At 51.8% G+C, this 24,271-nt stretch carries 24 protein-coding genes; 9 read left to right on the forward strand and 15 right to left on the reverse strand.

From position 1 onward, the window contains the following. Nucleotides 1–6 precede the first annotated feature (6 nt). The 6 genes from uraH to ftsY form a co-directional block, all read right to left on the reverse strand. Complete coding sequence (uraH, locus tag Z042_RS02835) at nt 7–447, reverse strand: hydroxyisourate hydrolase (RefSeq protein WP_024912307.1); 441 nt, start codon at nt 445–447, stop codon at nt 7–9. 157 nt (nt 448–604) lie between these two features. Beyond that, on the reverse strand, nt 605–1,339 hold the full coding sequence (locus tag Z042_RS02840) for an ankyrin repeat domain-containing protein (protein ID WP_024912308.1): 735 nt from the start codon (nt 1,337–1,339) through the stop codon (nt 605–607). Nucleotides 1,340–1,762: 423 nt separating this feature from the next. Next, nucleotides 1,763–2,620, reverse strand: coding sequence for an RNA polymerase sigma factor RpoH (gene rpoH, locus Z042_RS02845; protein ID WP_024912309.1), 858 nt, complete (start codon nt 2,618–2,620; stop codon nt 1,763–1,765). A 310-nt stretch (nt 2,621–2,930) separates the two neighbouring features. Continuing rightward, nucleotides 2,931–3,884 (reverse strand): permease-like cell division protein FtsX, encoded by a 954-nt coding sequence (gene ftsX / locus Z042_RS02850; RefSeq protein WP_024912310.1) that lies wholly within the window; start codon nt 3,882–3,884, stop codon nt 2,931–2,933. Next, the gene (gene ftsE, locus Z042_RS02855) at nt 3,874–4,545 is read right to left on the reverse strand and encodes a cell division ATP-binding protein FtsE (RefSeq protein WP_024912311.1); all 672 of its coding nucleotides are present in this window, start codon (nt 4,543–4,545) and stop codon (nt 3,874–3,876) included. Before ftsE ends, ftsX begins: the two co-directional genes overlap by 11 nt. 5 nt (nt 4,546–4,550) lie before the next feature. Further along, nucleotides 4,551–5,885: a signal recognition particle-docking protein FtsY gene (gene ftsY, locus Z042_RS02860; protein ID WP_024912312.1), complete on the reverse strand. Its 1,335-nt coding sequence runs from the start codon at nt 5,883–5,885 to the stop codon at nt 4,551–4,553. 243 nt (nt 5,886–6,128) lie between these two features. On the opposite strand from ftsY, the gene rsmD reads away from it, so the two are divergent. From rsmD to Z042_RS02880, 4 genes are all read left to right on the forward strand, one after another. After that, the gene (gene rsmD / locus Z042_RS02865; RefSeq protein ID WP_024912313.1) at nt 6,129–6,752 is read left to right on the forward strand and encodes a 16S rRNA (guanine(966)-N(2))-methyltransferase; all 624 of its coding nucleotides are present in this window, start codon (nt 6,129–6,131) and stop codon (nt 6,750–6,752) included. Next, complete coding sequence (locus tag Z042_RS02870) at nt 6,742–7,014, forward strand: DUF1145 family protein (RefSeq protein ID WP_024912314.1); 273 nt, start codon at nt 6,742–6,744, stop codon at nt 7,012–7,014. Before rsmD ends, Z042_RS02870 begins: the two co-directional genes overlap by 11 nt. Nucleotides 7,015–7,138: 124 nt before the next feature. After that, nucleotides 7,139–7,765 carry a lysoplasmalogenase gene (locus Z042_RS02875; protein ID WP_024912315.1) on the forward strand — a complete coding sequence of 209 codons (627 nt, stop codon included), beginning with the start codon at nt 7,139–7,141 and terminating at the stop codon, nt 7,763–7,765. 152 nt (nt 7,766–7,917) lie between these two features. Beyond that, entirely contained in the window at nt 7,918–10,218 is a 2,301-nt protein-coding gene (locus tag Z042_RS02880; protein ID WP_024912316.1) for a zinc/cadmium/mercury/lead-transporting ATPase, read from the forward strand. A gap of 52 nt (nt 10,219–10,270) precedes the next feature. On the opposite strand, the gene tusA is transcribed toward Z042_RS02880, so the two are convergent. After that, a complete protein-coding gene (gene tusA / locus Z042_RS02885; RefSeq protein WP_024912317.1) occupies nt 10,271–10,522 on the reverse strand; it encodes a sulfurtransferase TusA in 252 nt (83 codons plus the stop codon). A gap of 237 nt (nt 10,523–10,759) precedes the next feature. Here tusA and Z042_RS02890 point away from each other — a divergent pair, with 237 nt between their 5' ends. Both Z042_RS02890 and Z042_RS02895 read left to right on the forward strand, forming a co-directional pair. Next, entirely contained in the window at nt 10,760–11,425 is a 666-nt protein-coding gene (locus Z042_RS02890; protein WP_024912318.1) for a 7-cyano-7-deazaguanine/7-aminomethyl-7-deazaguanine transporter, read from the forward strand. Between the two features lie 137 nt (nt 11,426–11,562). Further along, the gene (locus tag Z042_RS02895; RefSeq protein ID WP_024912319.1) at nt 11,563–12,123 is read left to right on the forward strand and encodes a DcrB family lipoprotein; all 561 of its coding nucleotides are present in this window, start codon (nt 11,563–11,565) and stop codon (nt 12,121–12,123) included. A 30-nt stretch (nt 12,124–12,153) separates the two neighbouring features. On the opposite strand, the gene glpC is transcribed toward Z042_RS02895, so the two are convergent. Genes glpC through glpA form a run of 3 tightly spaced genes read right to left on the reverse strand, consistent with a single transcriptional unit; the run spans nt 12,154 to nt 16,260 of the window. Beyond that, the gene (gene glpC, locus Z042_RS02900; protein WP_024912320.1) at nt 12,154–13,353 is read right to left on the reverse strand and encodes an anaerobic glycerol-3-phosphate dehydrogenase subunit GlpC; all 1,200 of its coding nucleotides are present in this window, start codon (nt 13,351–13,353) and stop codon (nt 12,154–12,156) included. Beyond that, on the reverse strand, nt 13,350–14,621 hold the full coding sequence (glpB, locus tag Z042_RS02905; protein ID WP_024912321.1) for a glycerol-3-phosphate dehydrogenase subunit GlpB: 1,272 nt from the start codon (nt 14,619–14,621) through the stop codon (nt 13,350–13,352). The genes glpC and glpB overlap by 4 nt, the downstream gene beginning before the upstream one ends. Continuing rightward, the gene (gene glpA / locus Z042_RS02910; RefSeq protein WP_024912322.1) at nt 14,611–16,260 is read right to left on the reverse strand and encodes an anaerobic glycerol-3-phosphate dehydrogenase subunit A; all 1,650 of its coding nucleotides are present in this window, start codon (nt 16,258–16,260) and stop codon (nt 14,611–14,613) included. The genes glpB and glpA overlap by 11 nt, the downstream gene beginning before the upstream one ends. A 361-nt stretch (nt 16,261–16,621) precedes the next feature. Between glpA and glpT the strand changes: the two genes are divergently transcribed. Continuing rightward, nucleotides 16,622–17,977: a glycerol-3-phosphate transporter gene (gene glpT, locus Z042_RS02915; RefSeq protein WP_024912323.1), complete on the forward strand. Its 1,356-nt coding sequence runs from the start codon at nt 16,622–16,624 to the stop codon at nt 17,975–17,977. A gap of 82 nt (nt 17,978–18,059) precedes the next feature. Continuing rightward, nucleotides 18,060–19,151 carry a glycerophosphodiester phosphodiesterase gene (gene glpQ / locus Z042_RS02920; RefSeq protein ID WP_024912324.1) on the forward strand — a complete coding sequence of 364 codons (1,092 nt, stop codon included), beginning with the start codon at nt 18,060–18,062 and terminating at the stop codon, nt 19,149–19,151. A 76-nt stretch (nt 19,152–19,227) separates the two neighbouring features. On the opposite strand, the gene Z042_RS02925 is transcribed toward glpQ, so the two are convergent. From Z042_RS02925 to Z042_RS02940, 4 genes are all read right to left on the reverse strand, one after another. Further along, the gene (locus Z042_RS02925; RefSeq protein ID WP_024912325.1) at nt 19,228–20,001 is read right to left on the reverse strand and encodes an arylamine N-acetyltransferase family protein; all 774 of its coding nucleotides are present in this window, start codon (nt 19,999–20,001) and stop codon (nt 19,228–19,230) included. 13 nt (nt 20,002–20,014) lie between these two features. Then, nucleotides 20,015–21,082 (reverse strand): LLM class flavin-dependent oxidoreductase, encoded by a 1,068-nt coding sequence (locus tag Z042_RS02930; RefSeq protein WP_202901326.1) that lies wholly within the window; start codon nt 21,080–21,082, stop codon nt 20,015–20,017. Nucleotides 21,083–21,210: 128 nt separating this feature from the next. After that, a complete protein-coding gene (locus Z042_RS02935; protein ID WP_037406444.1) occupies nt 21,211–21,807 on the reverse strand; it encodes an ester cyclase in 597 nt (198 codons plus the stop codon). Between the two features lie 142 nt (nt 21,808–21,949). Beyond that, a complete protein-coding gene (locus tag Z042_RS02940; RefSeq protein ID WP_024912328.1) occupies nt 21,950–22,159 on the reverse strand; it encodes a hypothetical protein in 210 nt (69 codons plus the stop codon). 428 nt (nt 22,160–22,587) lie between these two features. Between Z042_RS02940 and Z042_RS02945 the strand changes: the two genes are divergently transcribed. Beyond that, complete coding sequence (locus Z042_RS02945; RefSeq protein ID WP_024912329.1) at nt 22,588–23,298, forward strand: hypothetical protein; 711 nt, start codon at nt 22,588–22,590, stop codon at nt 23,296–23,298. Nucleotides 23,299–23,305: 7 nt separating this feature from the next. On the opposite strand, the gene Z042_RS02950 is transcribed toward Z042_RS02945, so the two are convergent. Then, complete coding sequence (locus tag Z042_RS02950; RefSeq protein WP_024912330.1) at nt 23,306–24,214, reverse strand: LysR substrate-binding domain-containing protein; 909 nt, start codon at nt 24,212–24,214, stop codon at nt 23,306–23,308. Nucleotides 24,215–24,271: the final 57 nt, after the last annotated feature.

Below are 24,271 nucleotides of genomic sequence, written 5' to 3' on the forward strand. Positions count from 1 at the left end.
CGGGGCTCAACTGCCGCGATAGGTTGAGTAGCCAAAGTTACTCAACGTAATCGGCACATGGTAATGGCTGCTGCCATCTACCTGAAAAACAACCTCGATAAACGGGTAGAAGCTGTTTTGCTGCTGCTGTTTGAAATAGGGCTGAGTCAGGAATTTAAGTTTATAGATACCTGCGTTATCCTTCCCGGCCTGCTGTTCAAGGAACGTTTTAACTCTGCCATCTTTATCGGTAGTTCCTTGGCCAACCGCCCGCCAAGTTTCCTGCTTCCCTTCCCGATCTAACCGATAGAGCTCAATATCCACATTGCTTGCAGGGCGCCCCTGAGAGATATCGAGAATATGCGTACTGAGTTGGTACTGCACTTCAGCAGCCTGTATCGACCCCACCCACCACAGGAGACTACCCGCAAAGATAGCCGCCATCCGCCATGCCTTAATAATACCCATGTTATCGCCCTTTTAAAGTGAATGAGGCCGTACCTCTTTATTACCCGTAGCGTTCCAGGTTCAATTTAGGAACACGGCCCCGATTTTATAATGCCCTCAGATATGCAATGAAAATAATACCTCTGCTATTTTTCATGGCAGAAAAGAGCTCTTCCAGTCAGCAACCTGGTTTTTGAGTACGATGGTTAATGGCACCGGCATCTTTCAACAATTTAACCATGTCTTGATGCCCACCATCGCAAGCGTAACTCAACGCACTCTGATCCAGCTCGGTACTCACCAGATTCAGATTCGCCCCTAAGCTAATCAGGTAATTAACAATGTCGATTCGGTTATTACTTGCTGCGATCATCACTAACGTTTCCCCCTGGCTATCCAAGGTCTGATCGTTAATATCAACTTTGTCCTTCAACAGGGGGTAAAGGTATTTCACCACTTCCACGTTCTTCCCTAACACGGCAGATTTTAAAGCGCTTTTCACATCTGCACGATCGGTGGCGAATAAGTCTGCCCCCTGCTTAACGAGATATTCCACCATATCCTGATAACCGATAAAGGCTGCCCAGCCCAGAGCCGTCTGGCCAAACATAGCTTCATCTTTTGCTTCCAGATTTTGCCCGGCGGCAACCTTTCTTTTCACCTCAGCCAGATTGCCTTTTTTTACCGCATCAAACCAGGCGGCGTCAGGGCCAACGGAGGGAATATAAAAAATGCGATGAGACAGTTTTTTATTGTTAGCCACATCGCGCATTTCTGTGTAGCTCAAACGATAGTCAGCCAATGCGGGTGGGTTTTCTGCATTTATTTGCTGAATAGTGACTTCTTTCGCTAAAACACTACAGGATATTATGGCAACAAGACCGGCAATATATGCTGATTTACGAATAGACATGTATTTAATTCCCTTTTAAATTTTTTAAAGACAGTAATATTAATTTTTAAATATAATAAGGAAAGTGAGTATTACTGACAGCGTTGTTCAAATAAACTGTCGTTATTCATAGTCGTTCGGTAAAAATACACATTCCGAACTAAAAAGGTATCCTGCCTATTTACAATGTAATGTCAGTGGCAACGCGGATAAATATGGGATTAGCAGGTTAAAAATAGCAGCATTAGTAGGAATTTCCACACCCGATAAGTGAATAGTTAACCACTGCATCAACCTACAAAATAATAAGGGATTTTCTTTAACGTGGCTATTACAGAGGAAAAGAGGTTTTTAACATCGGGATAAGCCTGTTTTAAAACCTACCCCGATCAAATCAAAGCCCTGGCTTTGCAGCCAGGGCCGATAATGTTCAACAGATTATTATTACGCTTCGATCGCCATTTTCAGTTTTTTCATGGCGTTCTTTTCGAGCTGGCGCACACGTTCGGCAGAAACGCCGTACTGATCGGCCAGTTCCTGCAACGTGGACTTGTTGTCATCGTCCAGCCAACGGGCACGGATGATATGCTGGCTGCGTTCGTCCAGACCTTCCAGCGCGTAGGCCAGTTTGTCTGCGGCGTTGCTTTCCCAATTATCTTCCTCAATCCCTTCGGCGAAGTCGGAGCTTTTATCCTGCAGATACAGCACCGGGGCCATTGCCTGCCCATCACGCCCTTCATCTTCCGGCGTCGGGTCAAAGGTCATGTCCTGCGCAGCCATACGGGATTCCATCTCACGCACGTCTTTACTGGTCACCCCTAGCTCGCGCGCCACCAGTTCTACTTCATCCTGATTGAACCAGCCCAGACGCTGCTTGGTTTTGCGCAGGTTAAAGAACAGCTTGCGCTGTGCTTTGGTGGTCGCCACTTTGACGATACGCCAGTTACGCAACACATATTCATGAATCTCTGCCTTAATCCAATGCACGGCAAAGGACACCAGGCGCACACCGACCTCTGGGTTGAAACGGCGCACCGCTTTCATCAGGCCGATATTCCCTTCCTGGATCAGATCCGCCTGTGGCAGACCATATCCTGAATAATTACGAGCAATATGAGCGACAAAACGCAGGTGAGACAGGATGAGCAGCTTAGCCGCTTCCAGATCGCCCTGATAATGCAGCCGTTCAGCCAGCTCCAGCTCTTCCTCTGCCGTCAGCATCGGATAGGCATTAGCAGCCCGCAGATAAGCTTCCAAGCTACCCTGTGGGACTAAGGCTAAAGTTTGCATTTCTTTAGTCATTCAAACCCTCTCTTGATAAAACAGGTTATGCAGGTGATTTTTATGGCGGGGAATGGTCGATCTTACGGCAGTTGCTGTTGCAAAAGCGGTTCCACACGCCAGGCACCCTCACAGTCGCCGCTACTCTGACCGTTTTTCACCCTATTAGTTCACTGTTTTTCGATCATAGCTTTTACGACAATACGTCAAGCAAGCGCAGAATAATAGGGAATTTGTGCGTTACTAAGCAGAGAACGAATCACTTGCTGTTTGCAGACTCTTCTCCCGCAACACGGTAGATGCAGCAGGAAAAGAGTATATCAAAAAATCATTATTGTGGCGTAAATCGGCGTAAATGTTGCACTGTGGCTAACCAGGCGGCAATCCAACCGATCATCGCGGCGATTAACAGCAACAACAGAGCTTCATCCCAGCCTAGCCCATGCAGGGTAAAGGTTGTGCCAAAGACTTTTGCCACGCCCACCACCACGGACTCCAGCTTCCACACCAACGCTCCCGACAGGATCAACGACAACAACGCGCCGAAGAAACCGAGCATTGCGCCACCGTTCAAGAAAGGGCGCAAAATAAAACCGTCGGTCGCACCGATCAGCTTCATCACGTTAATGGTATCCCGGCGGCTGAAAATACTCAGACGTACGCTGTTACCAATCACCAGGAATACCGCCACGATCATCAGTACACCAATCATCGCCGCCACCTGGCCCACCAGCCCGGTTAACGCCGCCAAGCGGGCAAACCAACTGTCATCCATACGCACTTCATCCACGCCCTGCACCACCGCCACGCGATCGCGCAGGGTATTGAGCGTCTCGGCACTCTGAAAGTTCATCTTCGGGGTAATAATGGCCACTGCGGGCAGTGGATTCTCTTCCAGCATATCCAGCGCACCACCAAAACCAGACCAATTGCGGAATTCCCCGCGTGCTTCTTCACGCGACAGATAATTCACCTTTTCCACACCGGCTTCTGCCTTGATCACATCCAGCACTTTCACTGCTGCATCATCATCAAGAGATTTATCCAGATAAACCGTCAACTGTGGCGTCGGATACCACTGGGTGGCTGCCGTGCTGACGTTTTTCCACACGATATAACAGACACTGGGCAGCGTCAGGGAAATGGCAATCACCATCACCGTCAACAAGGTTGCCAACGGCTGGCGCAGCATATCTGCGATAGCGTTCACCCAGGCATAACGCCACTGTTCACGCCAGCCGCCGCGTAGCGCTTTACTCTTGGCAGTGGTTGCCTTATTCACCATGATGAGTTCCCCCTGCCATACGGCCCTGGCTCAGCGTCAGGATGCGGTAGTTCCGGCGCGCAATCAGCCCGGTATCGTGAGTAGCCATCAGCACCGTTACCCCAACGCGGTTAAATTCTTCAAACAGGCGCAGAATGCCTTCCGACAGCGCATCATCCAGGTTACCGGTCGGCTCATCTGCCAAGAGGACCGCAGGCTTGTTCACCACTGCGCGGGCAATACCGATACGTTGTTGCTCACCGCCAGAAAGCTGGATGGGGAAGTTCTTCGCTTTATCCAGCAACCCGACCTTGTCCAGCGCAGCTGACACACGGCGGCGGATATCTTCGGTGCTGGCACCGGCGATCACCAGCGGCATTGCCACATTGTCATACACCGTGCGATCCATCAGCAGATGATGATCCTGAAAAATCATGCCAATCTGGCGGCGCAAAAAGGGCACCTCGCGGCTTTTCAATCGGCTGATATCATGCCCGCTGAACCAGATATGCCCAGCGCTTGGTCGTTCGATACCACAAATCAGTTTCAGTAGGGTACTCTTCCCTGCGCCAGAATGGCCGGTCAGAAACGCCATTTCTGCCGGGCGCAGATGGAAATCGACCCCTTGCAGCGCCTGCCGTCCGCCCAGATAAGCTTTACTGACCTGTTCAAAGCGAATCATCCGTATTAATCCTCTCGGGCAAATAGTGCCTCAATAAAATCGTCAGCCTTAAACGGCCGCAAATCGTCAATACCTTCACCAACGCCGATATAACGAATCGGGATACTGAACTGATCGGCAATAGCGAAGATCACCCCACCTTTAGCAGTACCGTCCAGTTTAGTCAGTGCAATGCCGGTTAAACCTACGGCTTCATTAAATAATTTCGCCTGACTGACCGCATTCTGACCGGTGCTGGCATCCAGAGTCAGCATAACCTCATGGGGGGCCTGCTCGTCCAGTTTTTTCATGACGCGCACGATCTTCTTCAACTCTTCCATCAGGTGCGCTTTGTTCTGCAAACGGCCCGCGGTATCAGCGATCAGCACGTCGATATTACGCGCTTTGGCCGCCTGCACCGCGTCAAAAATCACCGATGCGGAATCCGCACCAGTATGCTGGGCTATCACCGGGATCCGGTTGCGTTCACCCCAGACCTGCAACTGCTCCACCGCCGCAGCACGGAAGGTATCGCCTGCCGCCAGCATCACCGATTTGCCTTCGGCCTGGAACTGACGCGCCAATTTGCCGATGGTGGTGGTTTTACCCACGCCGTTAACTCCCACCATCAGGATCACAAACGGCGTTTTACCGCCGACATCCAACGGCTGATCCACCTTAGCCAGAATGCCGGTCATCTCTTCTTTCAGCTTGCCGTACAAGGCCTCGGCATCGTTCAACTGCTTGCGGCTGGCGTGCTGGGTGAGGGATTCAATGATTTTACGCGTGGTTTCCACCCCCACATCGGCAACCAGTAATTGTTCTTCCAGCTCATCAAACAGGTCGTCATCGATCTTTTTTCCACGAAACAGACCGATAAAACCGGAGCCCAGATTCTGTTTGGTTTTCAGCAGGCTGCGCTTCAGCCGTGTGAAGAACCCCTCTTTGGTCGGGCGTTCCTGTTCCTGCGTCACCGCCGGGGCTTGCAGCGCGGTGATTTCTGCCGGGCTTTCACTCGCTTCCGCTGTGACAAGCGGCTCTGGTTCAGGCTCAGCAACGGGTTCAATAAGAGGTTCTATCTCTTGCGTGGACTCTTCCAGCACGACAGGATGTTCGACCAGCGCTGGGATATTTTCGGCGATCGGCTCACCGTTCAGGCTGGCATCCCACTCCCCTGGAGTATCTTTGAGATCGGCAAGCTCGGACTCCTGAGCGGGGAACTTATCGTCCAGTTTAGGGGCAACCGGCGTTTCTGTAGCCTGATGTTCTGTCTGCTCAACAGTGGATTCAGGTTGCTGCTCTTCTTCTTTCTGGCTAAAACCCAGCCAGGAAAAAAAACCACGTTTCTTATCTTTTGCCATGTATTGCCTCTACTCCGTACCGATGGCTGGTCTACCCTTATTACTTGAAGTTACAGGCGTGTCAGCCGCATCTGGGTATAATAAATGCGAAAAATTAATTTGCCGAGTCTATCACTTTCCCTCGCACAGCAACACGCATCGGATAGGCTTTCCAGAGCAACAGCGTTTTACCGTTTCCCCCGGCGCGCCACATCGGTAGAATGCTCGTCACTTTTGTTAACTCCGGTACGCATTCAATTATCTATGGCGAAATTATCTTCACGGAGCCCGGCTAAAAAAAACCCGTCAGCTTCTGTAGGCCAAATTCGCATCATCGGCGGCCAGTGGCGCGGACGCAAATTGCCCGTTCCCAACAGCGAAGGGCTACGGCCAACCACCGATCGGGTGCGAGAAACGCTGTTCAATTGGCTGGCGCCGGTGATCCGTGGCGCCCGCTGCCTGGATTGTTTCGCTGGCAGCGGGGCTCTGGGGCTGGAGGCGCTGTCACGCTATGCCGCACACGCCACACTGCTGGAATATCAACGGCCAGTGGCGCAACAATTGGAGAAAAACCTGGCGTTGCTGCAAGGCCATGGTCAGGTGCTCAATACCAACACGCTTCACTGGCTGGCGGGCAACGGGCAACCTTATGATGTGGTGTTTCTCGATCCACCATTCCGCAAAGGGCTACTGGCTGAAACCATCATTTTGCTGGAACAACGGGGCTGGCTGGCAGATGAAGCGTGGATTTACGTAGAAGCCGAAGCCGAAAGTGCTGCCACTGACGTACCGGCCACCTGGACACTCCACCGTGAAAAAATCGCTGGCCAGGTTGCCTACCGTCTTTACATTCGTTCTATTGATGAGAAAACTGAACATGCTGATTAATCTGGGCCGCTTGCTGATGGTGTGCGTGTGGGCCTTCTTGCTCACTAATCTGTTTTCCCCATTTCCTAAGCCACTAAAATATTTCATCGACGTCGCGTTATTCTTTATGGTGGTGATGCACGGGTTGCAACTGGTGTTGCTGAAATCTACCCAACCGAAAGATCAGCCGATTGGCCGCTGGCAGGAAACCAAAATCTTTATTTTCGGTGTCTTTGAGCTACTGGCGTGGCAGAAGAAGCAGCCACCACTTAAGAAGAAATAACCCTATCTACTGGATTTTAAAGAAAGCATTGTCGAACCCATGCGTACTGCCTAAACTGAAGAAGTGACATGGGTGACAATCTGGAGCTGCTGATCACAGTTCCCATAATAAATAAGGAATACATATGAGTTGGCCATTCCTTGCCGTTTTCTTTTCCGGTTGGTTGTTTGTTGACGCCTCTTACCGCGGCCCCCGCTGGCAACGCTGGGTTTTCAAACCGCTAACGTTACTGCTGTTGTTATTAATGGCGTGGCAAGCCCCCGTGCTGGGTGCTGCGGGTTACCTGATCGTATTGGGCCTGCTGGCAACGCTGCTAGGGGATGCATTGCTGTTGCTGCCACGTGAACGCGTGCTGTATGCCATCGGTGCGTTCTTTTTATCACATTTACTGTACACCCTGAGTTTTGCCAGCCAGATGACGTTCAGCCTGTTCTGGCCGTTGCCGCTGGCCTTATTGATCATTGGAGCACTGCTGTTAGCCACCATTTGGAGCCGCCTGGAAGACATGCGCTGGCCGGTAGCCACTCTGGTAGCAATGACGCTGCTGATGGTGTGGCTGGCAGGGGAACAATATTTCCTGCGCAGCACCGATTTTGGCTTTTCACTGCTGATAGGAACTTCACTGTTACTGCTGGCCAATATCGTCTGGCTGCTGAACCGCTACCGCTTCACTTTCCGTGCCGCAGACGCCGTAGTGGCCTTCTGCTATTTCGTCGGCCATTTCCTGATCGTCCGCTCATTGTATCTGTAACGCCAGCAACGGGTTTGGTTCACCGAACCCGTTTGGCCCCTTCTTCACTCAGCACAATAAGCAACAATTCTCATCCAACGCTTGACTCTGGAGTCAACTCCAAGGTGTAGAGTTCCCCTTATGGACACCGTTAATAACCTGAAGGGGGTAATATGCATCATCATAAAGAACATCATCAGGAACATAGCCATAAAGAGGGCGGCTGCGGTTGTGGTCATCGCCACGCGCAAACCCAACACGGTTGCAGCAGTGCAACCACCGCAGTGGCGGAAAGTCATGCCCATCCCCATCAACCTGAACAAAGTGCCAGCTGTTGCAGCAGTGATGGCCACGAAGAACCGGATGAAGAAAGCGACAGATTGGCTGCCGCTCCCCCTTCCGGCAGCCAGCGTTTCAGTTGGCAAGTCACCGGCATGGATTGCCCAAGCTGTGCCAAAAAGATTGAAAATGCCGTCATCGCCATTCCCGGTGTCGATAGCGCACGTGTACTGTTTACCACCGAAAAACTGGTGGTGGATGCTCAAACTAATATCAGCCTGCGCGTGCAGGAGGCGGTAAAACAGGCCGGTTTTACTCTGCTGGATACCGCGGCCAAAACCGACGCGCCAAAAACCTCCCGCCTAGGCGAGTTCGGCCCGCTTCTGTTTCTCTCTGCCCTGATGGCAATCAGTTGGCTTTTAGATTTCATCAACCCGCAATTCGGCCAGATAGCCTTTATCGCCACAACGCTGGTCGGCCTGGCACCGGTCGTCAGCAAAGCTCTGCGTTTGATCCGTTCAGGCACACCGTTTGCCATAGAAACCCTGATGAGCGTCGCCGCCATCGGTGCGCTGTTTATCGGTGCAACGGCAGAAGCAGCCATGGTGCTGCTGTTGTTTATGCTGGGGGAGTTGCTGGAATCCTATGCCGCCAGCCGGGCACGCAAAGGCGTAAAAACTCTGATGGCGTTGGTGCCGGAGGATGCTCTGCTGGTTCAGGGCAATACACGCAAGCAGGTGCCAGTCGCCAGCCTGCGCCCTGGGGATGTGATTGAAATCGCCCCAGGTGGCCGCCTGCCCGCCGATGCCGAACTGCTTAATCCCTTTGCCAGCTTTGACGAAAGTGCGCTAACCGGTGAATCTGTGCCAGTTGAGCGCCAGCAAAACGAGAAAGTGGCGGCGGGCAGCCTGTCGGTCGATCAGGTGGCACAGATGAAAGTGGTTTCTGAACCGGGCAAAAACGCCATTGACCGTATTTTGCAATTAATTGAAGAAGCCGAAGAACGCCGAGCGCCAATCGAACGTTTTCTCGATCGCTTTAGCCGTTACTACACCCCGGCGATCATGCTACTGGCGGTTGCCGTGATCCTGATCCCCCCACTGATGTTCGCTGAACCTTGGGAAATATGGATCTATCGTGGCCTGACTTTACTGCTGATTGGTTGCCCTTGCGCGCTGGTGATCTCGACTCCGGCGGCGATTACTTCTGGCCTGGCAGCCGCCACCCGCCGTGGTGCGCTGATTAAAGGAGGGGCTGCGCTGGAACAGTTGGGTCGGATACACACTCTGGCGTTCGATAAAACCGGTACGCTGACCGAAGGCAAGCCTACCGTCACCGATGTGCTGCCAGCCAACGGCATCAGCGAGCAGCAATTGCTGAGCTTGGCAGCAGCGGTCGAAGCGGGTTCACACCATCCGCTCGCGCAGGCCATCATCAACCGGGCCGGGCAACAGCTGCCATTGGCGGAAAGCCGCCGCGCGTTGGCTGGCATTGGCGTAGAAGGTAGCGTCAACGGTAAAACCATTCTGATCAGTGCACCAGGCAAGCTGGCAGAAAACCAGCTCAACAGCGCATGGCGCAACCAGATTGATCTGCTGGAAACGGCGGGTAAAACCGTGGTTGTGGTGCTGGAAGAAGGTGTCACTCTCGGCCTGCTGGCGCTGCGTGATACTTTACGCGACGACGCCAAACAGGCGATTGCCGAGTTGGCCGAACTGGGTATTCGCGGCGTAATGCTTACCGGGGACAACCCACGCGCAGCGGCAGCCATTGCCAACGAATTGGGGATGGATTACCGCGCAGGATTGATGCCCGAAGATAAGGTGTTAGCCATCACGGCGCTGAGCAAGCAGCAACAAACGGCGATGATAGGTGATGGCATCAACGATGCTCCGGCGATGAAAGCAGCCAGCATCGGTATCGCCATGGGCAGCGGCACCGATGTAGCGCTGGAAACGGCTGATGCGGCACTGACACACAACCGTTTGGTTGGCATTGCCGAGATGATTCGTATTGCACGCGCCACGCACGCCAATATCCGCCAGAACATCGCCATCGCACTCGGGCTGAAAGGGATTTTCCTGGTTACCACCCTGCTGGGGATGACCGGTTTATGGCTGGCCGTGCTGGCAGATTCCGGTGCCACCGCGCTGGTGACTGCTAACGCATTACGCCTGCTGAAAAAACGCGCATAGCCGTTAACCACAAGACGTCAGGCATCAGCCTGGCGTCAGCAACGGGTACGGGTTACGCCACCACACCCTTACGCAATAGATAGCGGTAGGGCGCATTCTCAGTTTCCTGAGCCACCAGTGTGTGATCCATAAAATGGCAAAAACCCGGAATATCACGAGTCGTAGCCGGATCATCGGCAATAATCAGCAGCGTTTTACCGTTGTCCATATGGCGCACGGTTTTACGCACCATCATTACCGGTTCTGGGCAGCGCAAACCCAGCGCATCGAGCGTCTGGTCTGCCTGGGTAAAAATATCAGTCATGCATTTTTCTCGATCAAAATGATCGGCGAAGGATCGCCAGATCTCATTAACACCTAGTGTACGCCAGTCGTTTTTCTGTGCAACCCACGTTAACGTTTGCGTGAAATTTAGCCACGACTTAAGTTGCATTGATTGCGTAAACGCGTATCATGCGGCCGCGCAGGTAAAAATTATCTCTTCTCTGCCTGCTAGATGAATGAAATGGGTTCCCTCACCCCAACTTAAAAAGGCCACATCATGTACTCGTTTACCGCTCAGCAGCGCGTTACCGCGTTGGTTTGGCTGTCGTTGTTTCATATTGCCATCATTACTTCCAGTAATTATCTGGTGCAGTTGCCGATCACCCTATTCGGTTTTCATACCACTTGGGGAGCCTTTACTTTTCCCTTCATCTTCCTGGCTACCGATCTCACGGTCAGGATCTTCAGTGCCCCACTGGCGCGCAAAATTATCCTTGCGGTCATGGTGCCTGCCCTGTTTATCTCCTATGTGATTTCCACCGTCACGTTTCAGGGGCAATGGCAGGGCCTGGCTACGCTGGCCAGCTTTAACCTGTTTGTGGCGCGTATCGCGATCGCCAGTTTTATGGCCTATGTCTTGGGCCAGATTCTGGATGTACACGTCTTCAACCGCCTGCGGCAACGGCGCACCTGGTGGGTAGCCCCAGCTGCGGCGATGTTCCTCGGTAATATTATTGATACGCTGGCGTTCTTCTTCATTGCCTTCTACAGAAGCAGCGACGCCTTTATGGCCGCCAACTGGGTGGAGATTGCCCTGGTGGACTATGTTTTCAAGGTATTGATCTGCATGTTGTTCTTCCTACCGATGTACGGTGTGCTGCTGAATATGCTGCTTAAACGCCTGGCATCACGCCAGCAGGATAGCCAGCTACAACCAAGTTAACCGCAAATAGGGCTGATGGATGGAGGGTTCCACAGGTCGATACGAAAAACCTTGTGACAACATCCACCTTGCCTTGCAACATGCAATAGGGTGCCATAAGGTACAACCCTCTATCGGTGAAAGAATAAGGAAACCCAATGCGTAACGTAGCAAAATTGATGGGTATCGGCCTGTTAGTGCTTGGCTTGGCGGCCTGTGATGGTGAAAACAAAGACAGTCAAGCCCCTGCCGGTGATGCCACCGCCAGTACCCAAAGCGGGCAGGTGAATTTGCTGGGTGGCAAACTGACGTTTACTCTGCCGAATGGCATGGCAGACCAGAGCAGCAGGCTGAGCCAACCGTCCAATAACCGGCACGTTTTTGCCGACAGCACCGGCCAGCGCGCGTTGATCGTCATCCTTGGCGATAAAGCCCCAGACAGCCTGGAAACCCTGGCCCAGGGCCTGGAAGCTCAACAGCGTTCACGCGATGCCAATCTACAGCTCATCACCAATAAGGCCATCGATATCAACGGTGTGCCACTGCGTCAGCTGGATAGCATCATTACCAGTGGTGATCAAAAGGCTTACTCTTCTATCCTGCTCGGCACACTGGATAACCAGTTGCTGACCATTCAGATCACGCTGCCCGCAGACAACCAACAGCAGGCTCAAAGCGAAGCCGAAGGTATAATCCGCTCGCTGAAATTACAGCCCTAAGCTTGCAGGGCCGGGGTTATGCCGCCGGCCCTAGCCCAACGCCTGCGCCAGCAGGGTGATCGGGTGTTCACAGCGTTTGCTGGTGGACATTTCGATCTGCCATTTACAGGTTTCACAGTCAGTGACCACCAGATCCACGCCGCTCTCTTCAATCTGGTGGAACAACGCAGCGCCAATCCCCTGCGAGGTTTCATAGTTCTCCGATTTGAAGCCGTAAGTTCCGGCGATCCCGCAGCATTGCGATTCCAGCACCACCAATTCCAGGCCGGGGATCTGCCGCAGCAGTTCCAGCGTATAGGCAGTCCAACCCATTTTTTCCATATGGCACGGCGTATGATAAGCCACCCGTAACGGCGTGTGCTTTAGCGGCAACCTGCGCCCCTGATTGATCAGGCGATAAAGATAGCGCGTTGCCAGTTCCAGCCGTTCACGCACAGCCGAGGTGTCCACTTCCAGCAGATGCGGATATTCATCGCGCAGGGTAAAAGTACAGCTTGAAGAGGTGGCCACTACCGGAATACCGCGCTCCAGCACCGCCTCGTGCAAAGATGCGGCGTTCACCTGGGCCTGCTTTTTAGCCTGCTCAATAAAGCCATTGGCGATCAACGGCACGCCGCAACATTTCTCACGTTTCAACAATTGCACACCGATGTTCATGGCGTTGAAAACCGCGATCAGATCTTTACCAAGCTGTGGGTGGTTGTAATTGACAAAGCAGCCGTGGAAAAACGCCACCTGCTCCTGATAGCGTTGTTGGTTTTCCGCCTGTTGGCGATACCAGCGGCGGAAAGTACCAAAAGAGTATTTTGGCAATTCACGCCGATGATCGATCTTGAGTGCTTTATCCAGTAGCTTACGTACCGGTTTCAGCCCAGTAGTGGCGTTGACCAGCGGCGCAAACGGCGTCGAAAGCGATCCCATGATATCGGTATGGCTGAGAATCGCGTCACGCAACGTCGGCTTTTTCTGGCTGAAGTTAGCGCGAGCACGCTGAATGATATCGCCGATTTTCACCTCGGAAGGGCAAGCCACTTCACAACGTTTGCAGTTGGTGCAGTATTGCAAAGCCTCATCGTATAACGCGGGATCTTTCAACCGCAGCCGTTCACCGTCTGGCCCGGCCTGCTTCGGCCCTGGATAGAGCGGATTCACTCTGGCTACCGGGCAATAGGTCGTACAGACCGTGCATTTAATACAGCTTTCAAAGCTGGTGTCTTTTAATAGGCTCATACCGATCCCTCTTGCCCTGCAATCTGTTGTGCTACATGCAGCGCGCCAAGCAGCGACACCCCAGCACCACAGCCTTGCAGCAAGGGTTCATAACCCCCGGTGACGGCACCAATCGCATACAGGTTACTGATTGCCACCCCTTGCTTCAGCGCGCGCAAGTTGGCATCGGTTTGCACCCCGAATTGCAGATAAGGCTGCGGCGCGAACAAATCAATACTGCTCCAGTCTTCACGCTGGGGCTTACTGTAAACGTCAAGGTCAAACACCGGCTCACGAATGCCGCCAAACTCGGCCTTCAGCCCATTACTGAAGAAGCTGCCGCTGGCCAATACCACCTGCTGCGCGCGCAGCGGGATATCGGTGTGGTTGCGGGTATACAGGCCAGTGATGCGCTGGCCGTCAAAATCTGCCCGCAGTACGGTATCCCCCGGCATAAATACCCCACCCAATAGCTGCAACCGCTGGCGCAAAGCCTGGTGGAGCCGCATACCCAGCACCGAAGGGGGCAACGTCGGTAGCAGGAAAACCGGCTTACCGAGCGCCTGGCGTAGCGCCATCAGTGGCTCATCGCTTTCCAGCCCCAGGCAAGCGGGCAAGAAAATGGCTTCAGCCTGGCCCGCCTGGCGTTGTATCTCCTCTATCAATACAGCCAGATTCTCTGGTCTATCCAGCACACGGGCGATATTGACTGCGCGGAATTCACTGGGGTTATTACGTAACCGATCAAGCACGGGTAAATGCAGAGACACCTCGTCAACCTGCACACTTTGTTCTGCCGCCAGTGAGCTGGCCGCCATTTGTGGCTGAAAATCCAGAAACCCTTCAATGCCAAGTACCGCAATACGGCGCCACGGCAGTACATCGCCAAAAGGAGCTGTCGGGATGGCCTGCGGGCTGAGCCAGGTGGCTCGGCACGTGCCAAGCGGTGTGACGCGCAGATGATTCTGCTGATTACTGCCCTGCATTTTGAGCCCACAGCGCTCCAGCAACTGCACAGCCTCTACGGCCAACGCAGCAACGCGGGGGGCGCCTATCAGGCTATAAGGATGCTGCGGAGCCTGCTGTGCCAGTGCGGGTAACGCCAGCAACGGCTCAGACACCATTGAACCATCAGGCAGTTGCGCCAGCAGATCGAGCGAACCGGAAGAAAAGTAGAGCGCACTCTGGCCGGAACTGACCACCGCACAACGCTTACCCTGTTCTGCCAGGCGGATAGCGCAGCTCAGCCCTGCCAGCCCGCCGCCAATCACCACCACATCAAATTGCATCATCCGCCCCCTGCTGCTGACCAGCACGGGCATCAAGCCCGCACAATCCCTGATAGACCCAACGGGTGAATTCACTCTCCCGCAGGGCATCACCCCAGGCGATAGGCCGCACGCCTTTCCAGCGTTCATTCAGGAAATGAGAAAGCTGCTCGATAGATTGTTGTGGCGTGGTGACGTTAAAACGCGCCAGCAGCCCGGCGGCTCGGCAGGCACAGAGTTCCCCCTGGCAGGTACCCATGCCAACGCGGGTGCGGCGGCGCAGATCGACCAGATTGTTGACGGTAAGAGAATTCACCGCATAACGGACTTCACCGGCAGTCACGGCTTCACATTCGCACACCAGGCTGTTATCCAGCCGATCACCAGACTGCACCAGGCGAGCGCGATCGCCATGGCGATAAACCGCCGAACCACGAATACTCGCCGGTAGTGAAACCACGCTGCGTACCGTTTCCTCCGCCGACTGCCGGGAACCTGGCAGCGCCACTTCTGCGGTGGTGCAAGGGCTATCAATGCCCAATTTGGCACACACTTTGTCGGTCGCCCATTCCGCCATCAGCCGATAGGTCATCAGCTTGCCGCCGGTAATGGTAATAAAGCCTTCCAATCCATCACGAACCGCGTGATCGAGCAGCACAATACCCCGGCTGACGTTGCGCCCGGAAGGATCGTCGTCGCTGGCTACCAATGGCCGCACGCCCGCATAGGCACGCAGAATGCGGGTTTGTGCCAACGCCGGGGCCAACAGCGAGCCTTCACGAATCAATACATCCACTTCGTGCGGCGTGACCACTATATTGTCGATCTGATCGTAATCAATCCGGGTAGACGTAGTACCGATCAACGAAATGGTATCCCCCGGCACCAGAATGTCGGCATCGGCCGGCTTGCGGCAACGATTGATCACCCGATGATTGATACGGTGCCCCAGAATCAACAGCGCGCCTTTAGACGGCAGCATACGAACGCGTAAATCGGCATATTCAGCAATCTGCTGGCCCCAGATCCCAGCAGCGTTCACCACGATCTGCGCATAAATGTTGTATTGACGCGCAGCCTGATGGTCGATAACGCGCACTCCGGTTACACGATCACTCACGCGCAACAGGCCAACCACCTGATGATAGGTGAGGATCTGCGCACCCTGTTCACGCGCATCAAGCATGTTGGCGGCGGTCAGCCGGAAAGGGTCAACCGTGCCATCCGGCACCCGAACAACGCCGATCAGCGCCGGATTGACCGCCGGCTCCAGGCGTAATGCCTGTTGAGGGCTAATCGCTTCTGCATCAATCCCAGCCCGGCGACAAGCCGCAATAAACTCCTGCTGATACACCAATGAATCCTGCGGCAGCGTAATAAACAAACCATCGCTCGGTTCAATACAATGGTGGGCAATACGTTTCAGAATACGATTTTCTTCAATACATTCCCGAGCCGATTCAGCATCGGTCACGGCATAGCGCGCACCGCTGTGTAACAGCCCATGATTGCGGCCTGTTGCCCCGGTGGCAATATCATGCCGCTCCAACAGCACACAGCGCAGGCCGCGCCGCGCACAATCGCGGGCGATGCCAGCCCCGGTAGCACCACCACCAATAATGATCACATCCGTTTCGGTCACTGGTGAACTGTTGCTCATCACGCCCCCTGAATCTGTAATTATCGCCTTATTGATACACAATCATTGAGGGTTTTGTTTGATAAGGAACAATAACGAACAAAAATCGAAAGTAAAATGGCCTTAAAAATTCGGTGTTGTGATCATAATCACTAATTTGTTGCATTTTCCCATTTTAAAATGTTAACCAATCGCTCAGAATCCTTCGCTGCTTCATAAAAGTGTAACAATTGAGCCATTCATCACAGAGACTCACCAGGGTTTTGACTAGGATGACGCTCGTTATGGAACAATTTGCACCACTACCTACTATCCGCTCGAACATCACCAGGCTAGGTATTGCCTGTGGATGTCATAATTGATAAAGCCATCGGAGGCGCTCATGTTGAGTATTTTTAAGCCAGCCGCACACATTTCCCGTGTGCCGTTAGATAAGGTAGACCCGCTCTACCGTAAGCTGCGCTGGCAAATTTTTATGGGGATTTTTTTCGGTTACGCCGCTTACTATCTGGTGCGTAAAAACTTTACTCTGGCGATGCCGTATCTGATCGAACAGGGTTTCAGCCGTGGTGATCTGGGCTTTGCCTTGTCAGGGATTTCCATCGCTTATGGTTTTTCCAAATTTATCATGGGTTCGGTTTCCGACCGTTCCAACCCGCGCGTCTTCCTGCCTGCGGGCCTGATACTGGCCTCGGCAGTGATGCTGTTTATGGGCTTTGTACCTTGGGCCACCTCCAGCATTGCCATTATGTTTGTCCTGCTGTTCCTGTGCGGCTGGTTCCAGGGCATGGGCTGGCCCCCCTGCGGCCGCACCATGGTGCACTGGTGGTCACAGAAAGAACGTGGCGGGATCGTTTCGGTGTGGAACTGTGCCCATAACGTGGGTGGTGGCCTGCCACCGCTGCTATTCCTGTTGGGGATGGCCTGGTTTAACGACTGGAAAGCGGCACTTTATATGCCCGCTTTCGCCGCTATTCTGGTGGCGCTGGTTGCCTTCGCCCTGATGCGCGATACGCCGCAATCCTGTGGCTTGCCTTCCATCGAAGAGTTCAAAAACGACTACCCGGACGATTACAACGAAAAAGCGGAAGAAGAACTGACGGCTAAGCAGATCTTCATGCAGTACGTTTTCCCGAACAAACTGTTGTGGTACATCGCCATCGCTAACGTCTTCGTCTATCTGCTGCGTTACGGCATTCTGGACTGGTCGCCTACCTACCTGAAAGAAGTCAAACACTTCACGCTGGATAAGTCGTCCTGGGCCTATTTCCTGTACGAATACGCGGGTATTCCAGGCACCCTGCTGTGCGGCTGGATGTCAGATAAGGTGTTCAAAGGCAACCGTGGCGCCACCGGGGTGTTCTTCATGACGTTGGTCACCATCGCCACCATCGTTTACTGGCTGAACCCGGTGGGTAATCCAGGGATCGATATGGCCTGTATGATCATCATCGGCTTCCTGATTTACGGCCCGGTCATGCTGATCGGCCTGCACGCGCTGGAACTGGCACCGAAAAAAGCGGCGGGTACCGCAGCGGGCTTCACCGGTCTGTTCGGTTACCTGGGTGGTTCGGTCGCTGCCAGCGCCATCGTCGGCTACACCGTAGACTATTTCGGTTGGGACGGCGGCTTTATGGTGATGATCGGCGGTAGCATCGGTGCAGTATTGCTGCTGCTGCTGACCATGATAAGCGAGAAGAAACATCACGAAGAAATTGCAGCCAAGCGTCGTAAGTAATTTCACTGTCACAACGTTTCTGCATGATTTAAAGGCCGCCCTGCGGCCTTTTTAATATCCCTACAACATGGAGAACAATAGAATGCGGACTCAAGTCAAAGCCCTGCTGGCAGGCATCATTCTTGCCACCTCAATGGCCAGCATTGCGCAGGCGGTAGATAAAGTGGTTATCGCTCACCGTGGTGCCAGCGGCTATCTGCCGGAACACACTCTGCCCGCCAAAGCGATGGCTTTTGCCATGGGGGCAGATTATCTGGAACAGGATGTGGTCATGACCAAAGATGACCAGGTGATTGTTCTGCACGACCACTTCCTTGATCGGGTCACCGATGTCGCGCAGAAGTTCCCCGATCGCCATCGTAAAGATGGCCGTTACTACGCCATCGACTTCACATTGCCTGAGATCCAGACACTGAAATTCACCGAAGAGTTTGTGGTGAAAGACGGCGTACAAACGCAGAAATTCCCCAACCGTTTCCCAATGTGGAAATCCGACTTCCGCATCCACACGCTACAGGATGAGATTGAAATGATTCAAGGCATGAATCATTCAGCCGGAAAGAATGTGGGAATCTATGTGGAAACCAAAGCCCCCTGGTTCCATAAAATCGAAGGCAAAGATATCTCCAAAACCGTGCTGGAAATCCTGAAATCCTACGGCTATACCAAGAAAGACGACAAAGTCTATCTGCAAAGCTTCGATGCACCGGATTTAGAACGGGTGAAAAAAGAGCTGCTGCCAGCGATGAACATGGATATCAAACTGGTTCAGTTGATCACCAATACCGGCGATCAGAAGGTGAGCGAAACCATGGTGATCCACCCAGATGGCAGCCTGACACCGTACAATTATGACTGGATGTATGAGCCTGGTGCGGCCGCCAAGCTGGCCAAATATGCCGATGGCATTGGGCCGTGGTATCCAATGATTGTCAAAAACACCTCCACGCCTGGGCATATTGAGTTAACCACCTTGGCGAAAGAAGCCAAACAGCAGGGCTTGCAGATCCACCCCTATACTTTCCGTGCCGATCCTGGCCAGGTTCCTGCTTACGCCAAAGACTTCAACGATATGCTGAAAATCTTCTATATTGATGCAGACGTGGACGGCGTCTTTACCGACTTCCCGGATAAGGGTGTCCAGTTCCTGCAACAGCACAAGCTGCACAAATAACCCTCTTCAGCCCCGCCCACTTGCCGGGTGGGGCTTCTCGCACCGCCCAATTGCACGCAATCGCTGTGGCAATCATTCAAATAACCACCGGGCGAACGCGCTCGCTCAATCGCTTGTTAAACTGTGTCTTCGTCAGCCGCAGCCTGATTTTCTTTCCATCGCGGGTAATGGTATGCCCTGAAGGTGTGATGATCTCAGTGCCGGCCGCGGTAAAAATGGCACTCATCGGGTTTTTATTGAAGGGTGATGCCTCTTCAAACGTGATAATGCGCCGACTCGGTTCCAGCTCCTCAACGGTGACATGCCGATAGTCCACCGCAAAGCGATATCCAATGCTCCAGCGCGCAGCCCCGCGTTTCCTGAAAGTCAGTTGGTAATATGACGCCTCTTTCACCACCTGATATTCGAGTGCGCCGTAGCTAACGCTCTCACCGTCCAACGGCACCATCAGGCGAGGGCTTTTCAGGCCAAAGCCAATATCCACCAGCCACAGACGCTCATCTAACTCAACAATATTCAGCACGTGGGTATCTGAGAAAGGGAACCATCGTTGCTCAATGTCATCGTAGACAGTGCCTGTAATCAGGCTCACGGCCAGCCCGCACTCCTTCATTACCCAATGCAGTAACGTATTGAGCTCATAACACAGCCCCCCTTGCCCCTTAGTCAGAATTTTTTCGACAATATAGGCCTGGCTCAACGGCGTATCGGGTGCGTCAAAAATGCTCAAATTGTCAAAGGGCAACGACATCAAGCTGCTGGCAATCAGGTGGTTGATGCCATCCTTATCCCACTGCACGGCTTTATCCCAGCCGATACGGCGGTAAAAAGCAGCACTAATATTCTTCATGACATTCCCTCACTCATGCCCATTCACGTGTGATAAATGACCGAAATTCAGGTGCAATCACATTAGCCAGCACCTCAATATTATTTTTGACCAGATCGGGCGGCAAAGCCCCGGTATCCACATGAGCCAAGAATTGCTGCTGCCTGTAGAGCTGGTACTGATACTTCATCTTGGCAAGGATCGTTTTAGGCGAGCCAATCATCATGGCGTTATCAACGGCCAGTGAATGGTGCAGAAAATCAATCGACGCTGAATCAGAACGCAGTTCTCTCATCATCCCGTTGAAATAAGGGTAAAACTCCTCAACAGCCTGAGCATCACTTTGCGCAGTATGGAACCAACTGGTGGTAGTGATCGGCATATCCTGAGCCTGATAGCCTGCGGCCACTGCCGCCCGCCGGTAAGCATCAATCGTGGTTTTAAAGTTCAGGGAACTCCCTGCCAGCGTGGTCAGCACCATCGGCAGGCCTCTGTTTGCTGCGGCAATCGCGCTGCTGCTGTGGCCGCCAACGGCATGCCATATTTTCAGTTTCCCATCCAGGGGCTGTGGGTAGATACGTGCATTGGTCAGAGAGGAACGGAATCTCCCATGCCAGTTGATTGGCTGCTGTTTTTCACTGGCTTCATTGATCGCGGTAAGCAATTCAAGTTTTTCATCAAACAGTGCTTCATAATCATTAGGCGAGTATCCCAACAGACCAAAACCGCCTATCCGCGAACCACGCCCAACCACGATCTCTGTACGCCCGTTCGAGATCAGATCCAGCGTCGCAAAATCTTCAAAAACCCGCACCGGGTCCAGCGTACTGATAACGGTGACTGAGCTCATCAGAGTGATATTTTTCGTGGCCTGTGCAGCAGCACTCAACATCACGGTGTGTGCCGCGCTGACAAATCCCTGCTCATGGCTTTCACCCAGTGCATAAATATCAAGACCTGCCGCTTCAGCCTGTATCGCCATGTCAATTAAATGCCTGACTCGCTCCTGTTCCGTAGATTTCTTACCGGTCAGCGGATTGGTCAGATGGGCTCCAATTGAGGAGATACCGATTTTGAATGGTAATTTACTGTTACTCATCATTAACGACTCAACAATTTCTCGTGTTTCTACGCCAATAAATAGGGGGCTTTCTCAATAGCTGCGCTTAATAGCGTTCCACATTAAACTTTCAGCTGGTGGACATATCTATTTAGCCCCATCTATATTGGTTATTTAATCAGGTCTAACTGCTTCATAAAGGTATAGTCATCGTAAAATAACCATTCTTCATCCATCGTGCCTTGTTCATTCCAGCGCGCAATGGTCGCCATTTCTATTTCAAAACGCTTACCGTTCGGCTGAATCACAGTACCGTCCGCCAGCACCATCGGCTTGGTAAAAGTGCCGCGCCATACGCCAGTTACCGCCGTATAAGTCCCCTGGCCGATACGTACATGATGGATCGGGTTTTCAGTATCCGGGGCAAACGCAAAAATCTTTTTAGAACGATCAAGGTGCTCTTTCAAACCATAGGTCACTGAACCATCGGGATAATGAACAATAATATCTTTGGCGTGGCTTCTGTCCATTTCATCCCATTTTTGATGGCTGTAAACATTAAAGTCCAGGTCATCAAAGTTTCTGAGGTTTTTTTCCACCGTTTCCCGCTCTGCCTTAAACTCTTCCAACGTTTTATTGATGCGCTGTTCTGCGTTAGCATCAGAGGTGGTAGAAAAATCATCAGGCTTATTCTCTGCGGAAAATACGGAGAAACTCATCAGCAATGCGCTGATGATACCTGTTTTCAACATATTTTTACGGTTCATTATTAATATATCCTTATTATTTCAGTCGCTTATATTTTTATTCAAAGAATGATTTTTTAAATACTCTGAAATTAAAAGCGTTAACGAAACATTGTTGCACTTAAAATAATGCGAATCGCAGTATCATAAGTATATTGATAAATTACTTAATCAGTTTGGCAAACATATACACACCGTTTTTATTCAGCGTGGTGATAATTTTATAATCTGCGTTAGCTTCCTTCGCCTGAGCAGCGATCTGCCCCTCTGCACTGTCAATGGTGGTAGCTCTGGCAGTAATATTTTGGGCAGCGCTAGTGAAAGAAACTAAAGTTAAAGCAGAGATTAATGCAAAATTTTTAATAAATTTCATGGTAAATTCCTCGGTAAAAAATACTTTATTAACAACACCATTTGTTGATGGAGAGGATGCTATTACAATTATTTCCTATTATGAACACCATATCTTTGCATGAGTTATTCAAAAAAAATGATGTAGATTGAAAATAAAGATTAACCACATGATTTTATTTGGTAAAATAACCGTTTTAGATATGAGAAATCACACATTAACAAGCTAAAAATAAATAACATTCGTCATTAAATCACAAAAAAAATTAACCATTATATTTACATGGAAATTATAAAACCGTTTTTAAACAGTGCAGCCCACAAATTACAGAAAAAATGCTCACTCAATGGCAAGGGTGCACACATCAGAAAAAATATCCAGCCTATGTAAAGTTGCATCTTCAAATAATCAAGGTATATATAAGCAATTGCGGCCAGAAGGGGGAATTTATGGAACGTTCGGCATTATTACATCATCTGAAAACCTCATGTTATGCCTTATCGGCCATCGTGTTGAGCGGGTGGGTCGCCGATGCGCTGAACGAAGGGCTTATTTTCAAAATGATCTTGCGCTTTTTCCGCCCGGATGATGTTGAACGCTATTCACATCCGTTCAATGATGTGGCCAGTTTCCTGATCTGGTTTATTCCTTTACTCTTTACCACGTTGCTGCTGTTATTTGCTTCGGTGATGACATTACACCATGTCAAAAAACCACACCTCTACCGCATCACAAAAAGAAAACCGCTGGTTTTCTGCCCACACATTGTGGGTTCACCTCTGCTGGAGCAATTGCCCGCATTCTTGCAAACCTATCGGGCCGTTGAAAAAATATCACTGCTGATACCTGAATCGCTGCATCAGGAATATCAAACCAAACTGGTGACTCTTGCGAGGAACCAGAATTGCGAGATCCATCTGGTCAAAGAATATGATGATCTGCAAAAAATAACGCTTGAGCTAGAACAGTGGATAAAAAAAGAAGTGAAAAACAGACGGCACGCCGATCATACACCGCTGTTGTTTGATATTACCTACGCCTCTGCTGCCCGCAGCAGTGCTGCGTTATTTTGCAGCTTGGAGCAGGATATGGAACTCGTGCAACAAACCCCCGAAGGAACCTTATATTCCTATGACTTGATCTGCACCGTTCAGAAATAATCCGCCGTCACAATTGCCCATGCAGCCTGGCACGAAACGACGGAGCCAACAGATATTCGATGCACCAGCGGCTCACCTTGCCCATCCCATCAGAACGGGCCGCTAAAAAAATCTGCGTGGCATGTTTGTGCTCCTGCATCGGCTTTTTGACCAATTCCCCGCGGTTCAGCAAGGGCAGAGCCAAATGATGAGGCACATAGCCGATACCCACATTACGCTGGATCAATTCAATGGCCGTGGCAAAATCGGGCACAAACATCGGTTTTTGCCCCTCCAGCAACCACGCCTGCTGCGGCACAAAGTTGATTGCGGTATCGCGAATGCACATTGCTGGATATTGCCGCAGTTCGCTGTTCTGTAGCGGCTGCACCTGCGTTGCCAACGGATGTTCTGGCCCCACGACAAAATCCCACTCCAAGTGGCCTATCGGTTCGCTGATGATCCCCTCAGTGCTGGGCACCGCATGCGGCGCACCGATCACCAGGTTGGCTCTTTTGCCGTACAGCGCGTCCCAGCAGCCGTTATAGACTTCGGTATCAATAGTTAACCATGTGGAAGGAAATGCTTGTTCAAACGCGCAGACAAACGCCACGATAGCCGAACGGGGGATGATATTGTTCACCGCAATCGTCAGTTCCTGCTCCACACCGCTGTGAATCAAGGCCGTATTGCGCTGTAGCGCATCCAAATCATTGAGTATGGTTTTGCTGTGTTGCACAAAGTATTCACCCGCTGGGGTAAGTTCGATATAGCGGCCTTTACGCAGAAACAGTTCAACACCACAACTTTCTTCCAACTTTTTAACCGTATAGCTGATCGCAGAAGGGACTTTATTCAGGTGCTCGGCGGCGGTCGTAATACTCTGGTATTTCGCCACCAGATGAATGACCCGCAAAGTTTCGTCGGAGATAAACATAATGATTTCCTGTAGCAACCTGGAAAGGAGAGGCTGCCAGCTCACACACTGGCAGTC

This window comes from Chania multitudinisentens RB-25, assembly GCF_000520015.2.
Classification (GTDB): Bacteria; Pseudomonadota; Gammaproteobacteria; order Enterobacterales; family Enterobacteriaceae; genus Chania; species Chania multitudinisentens.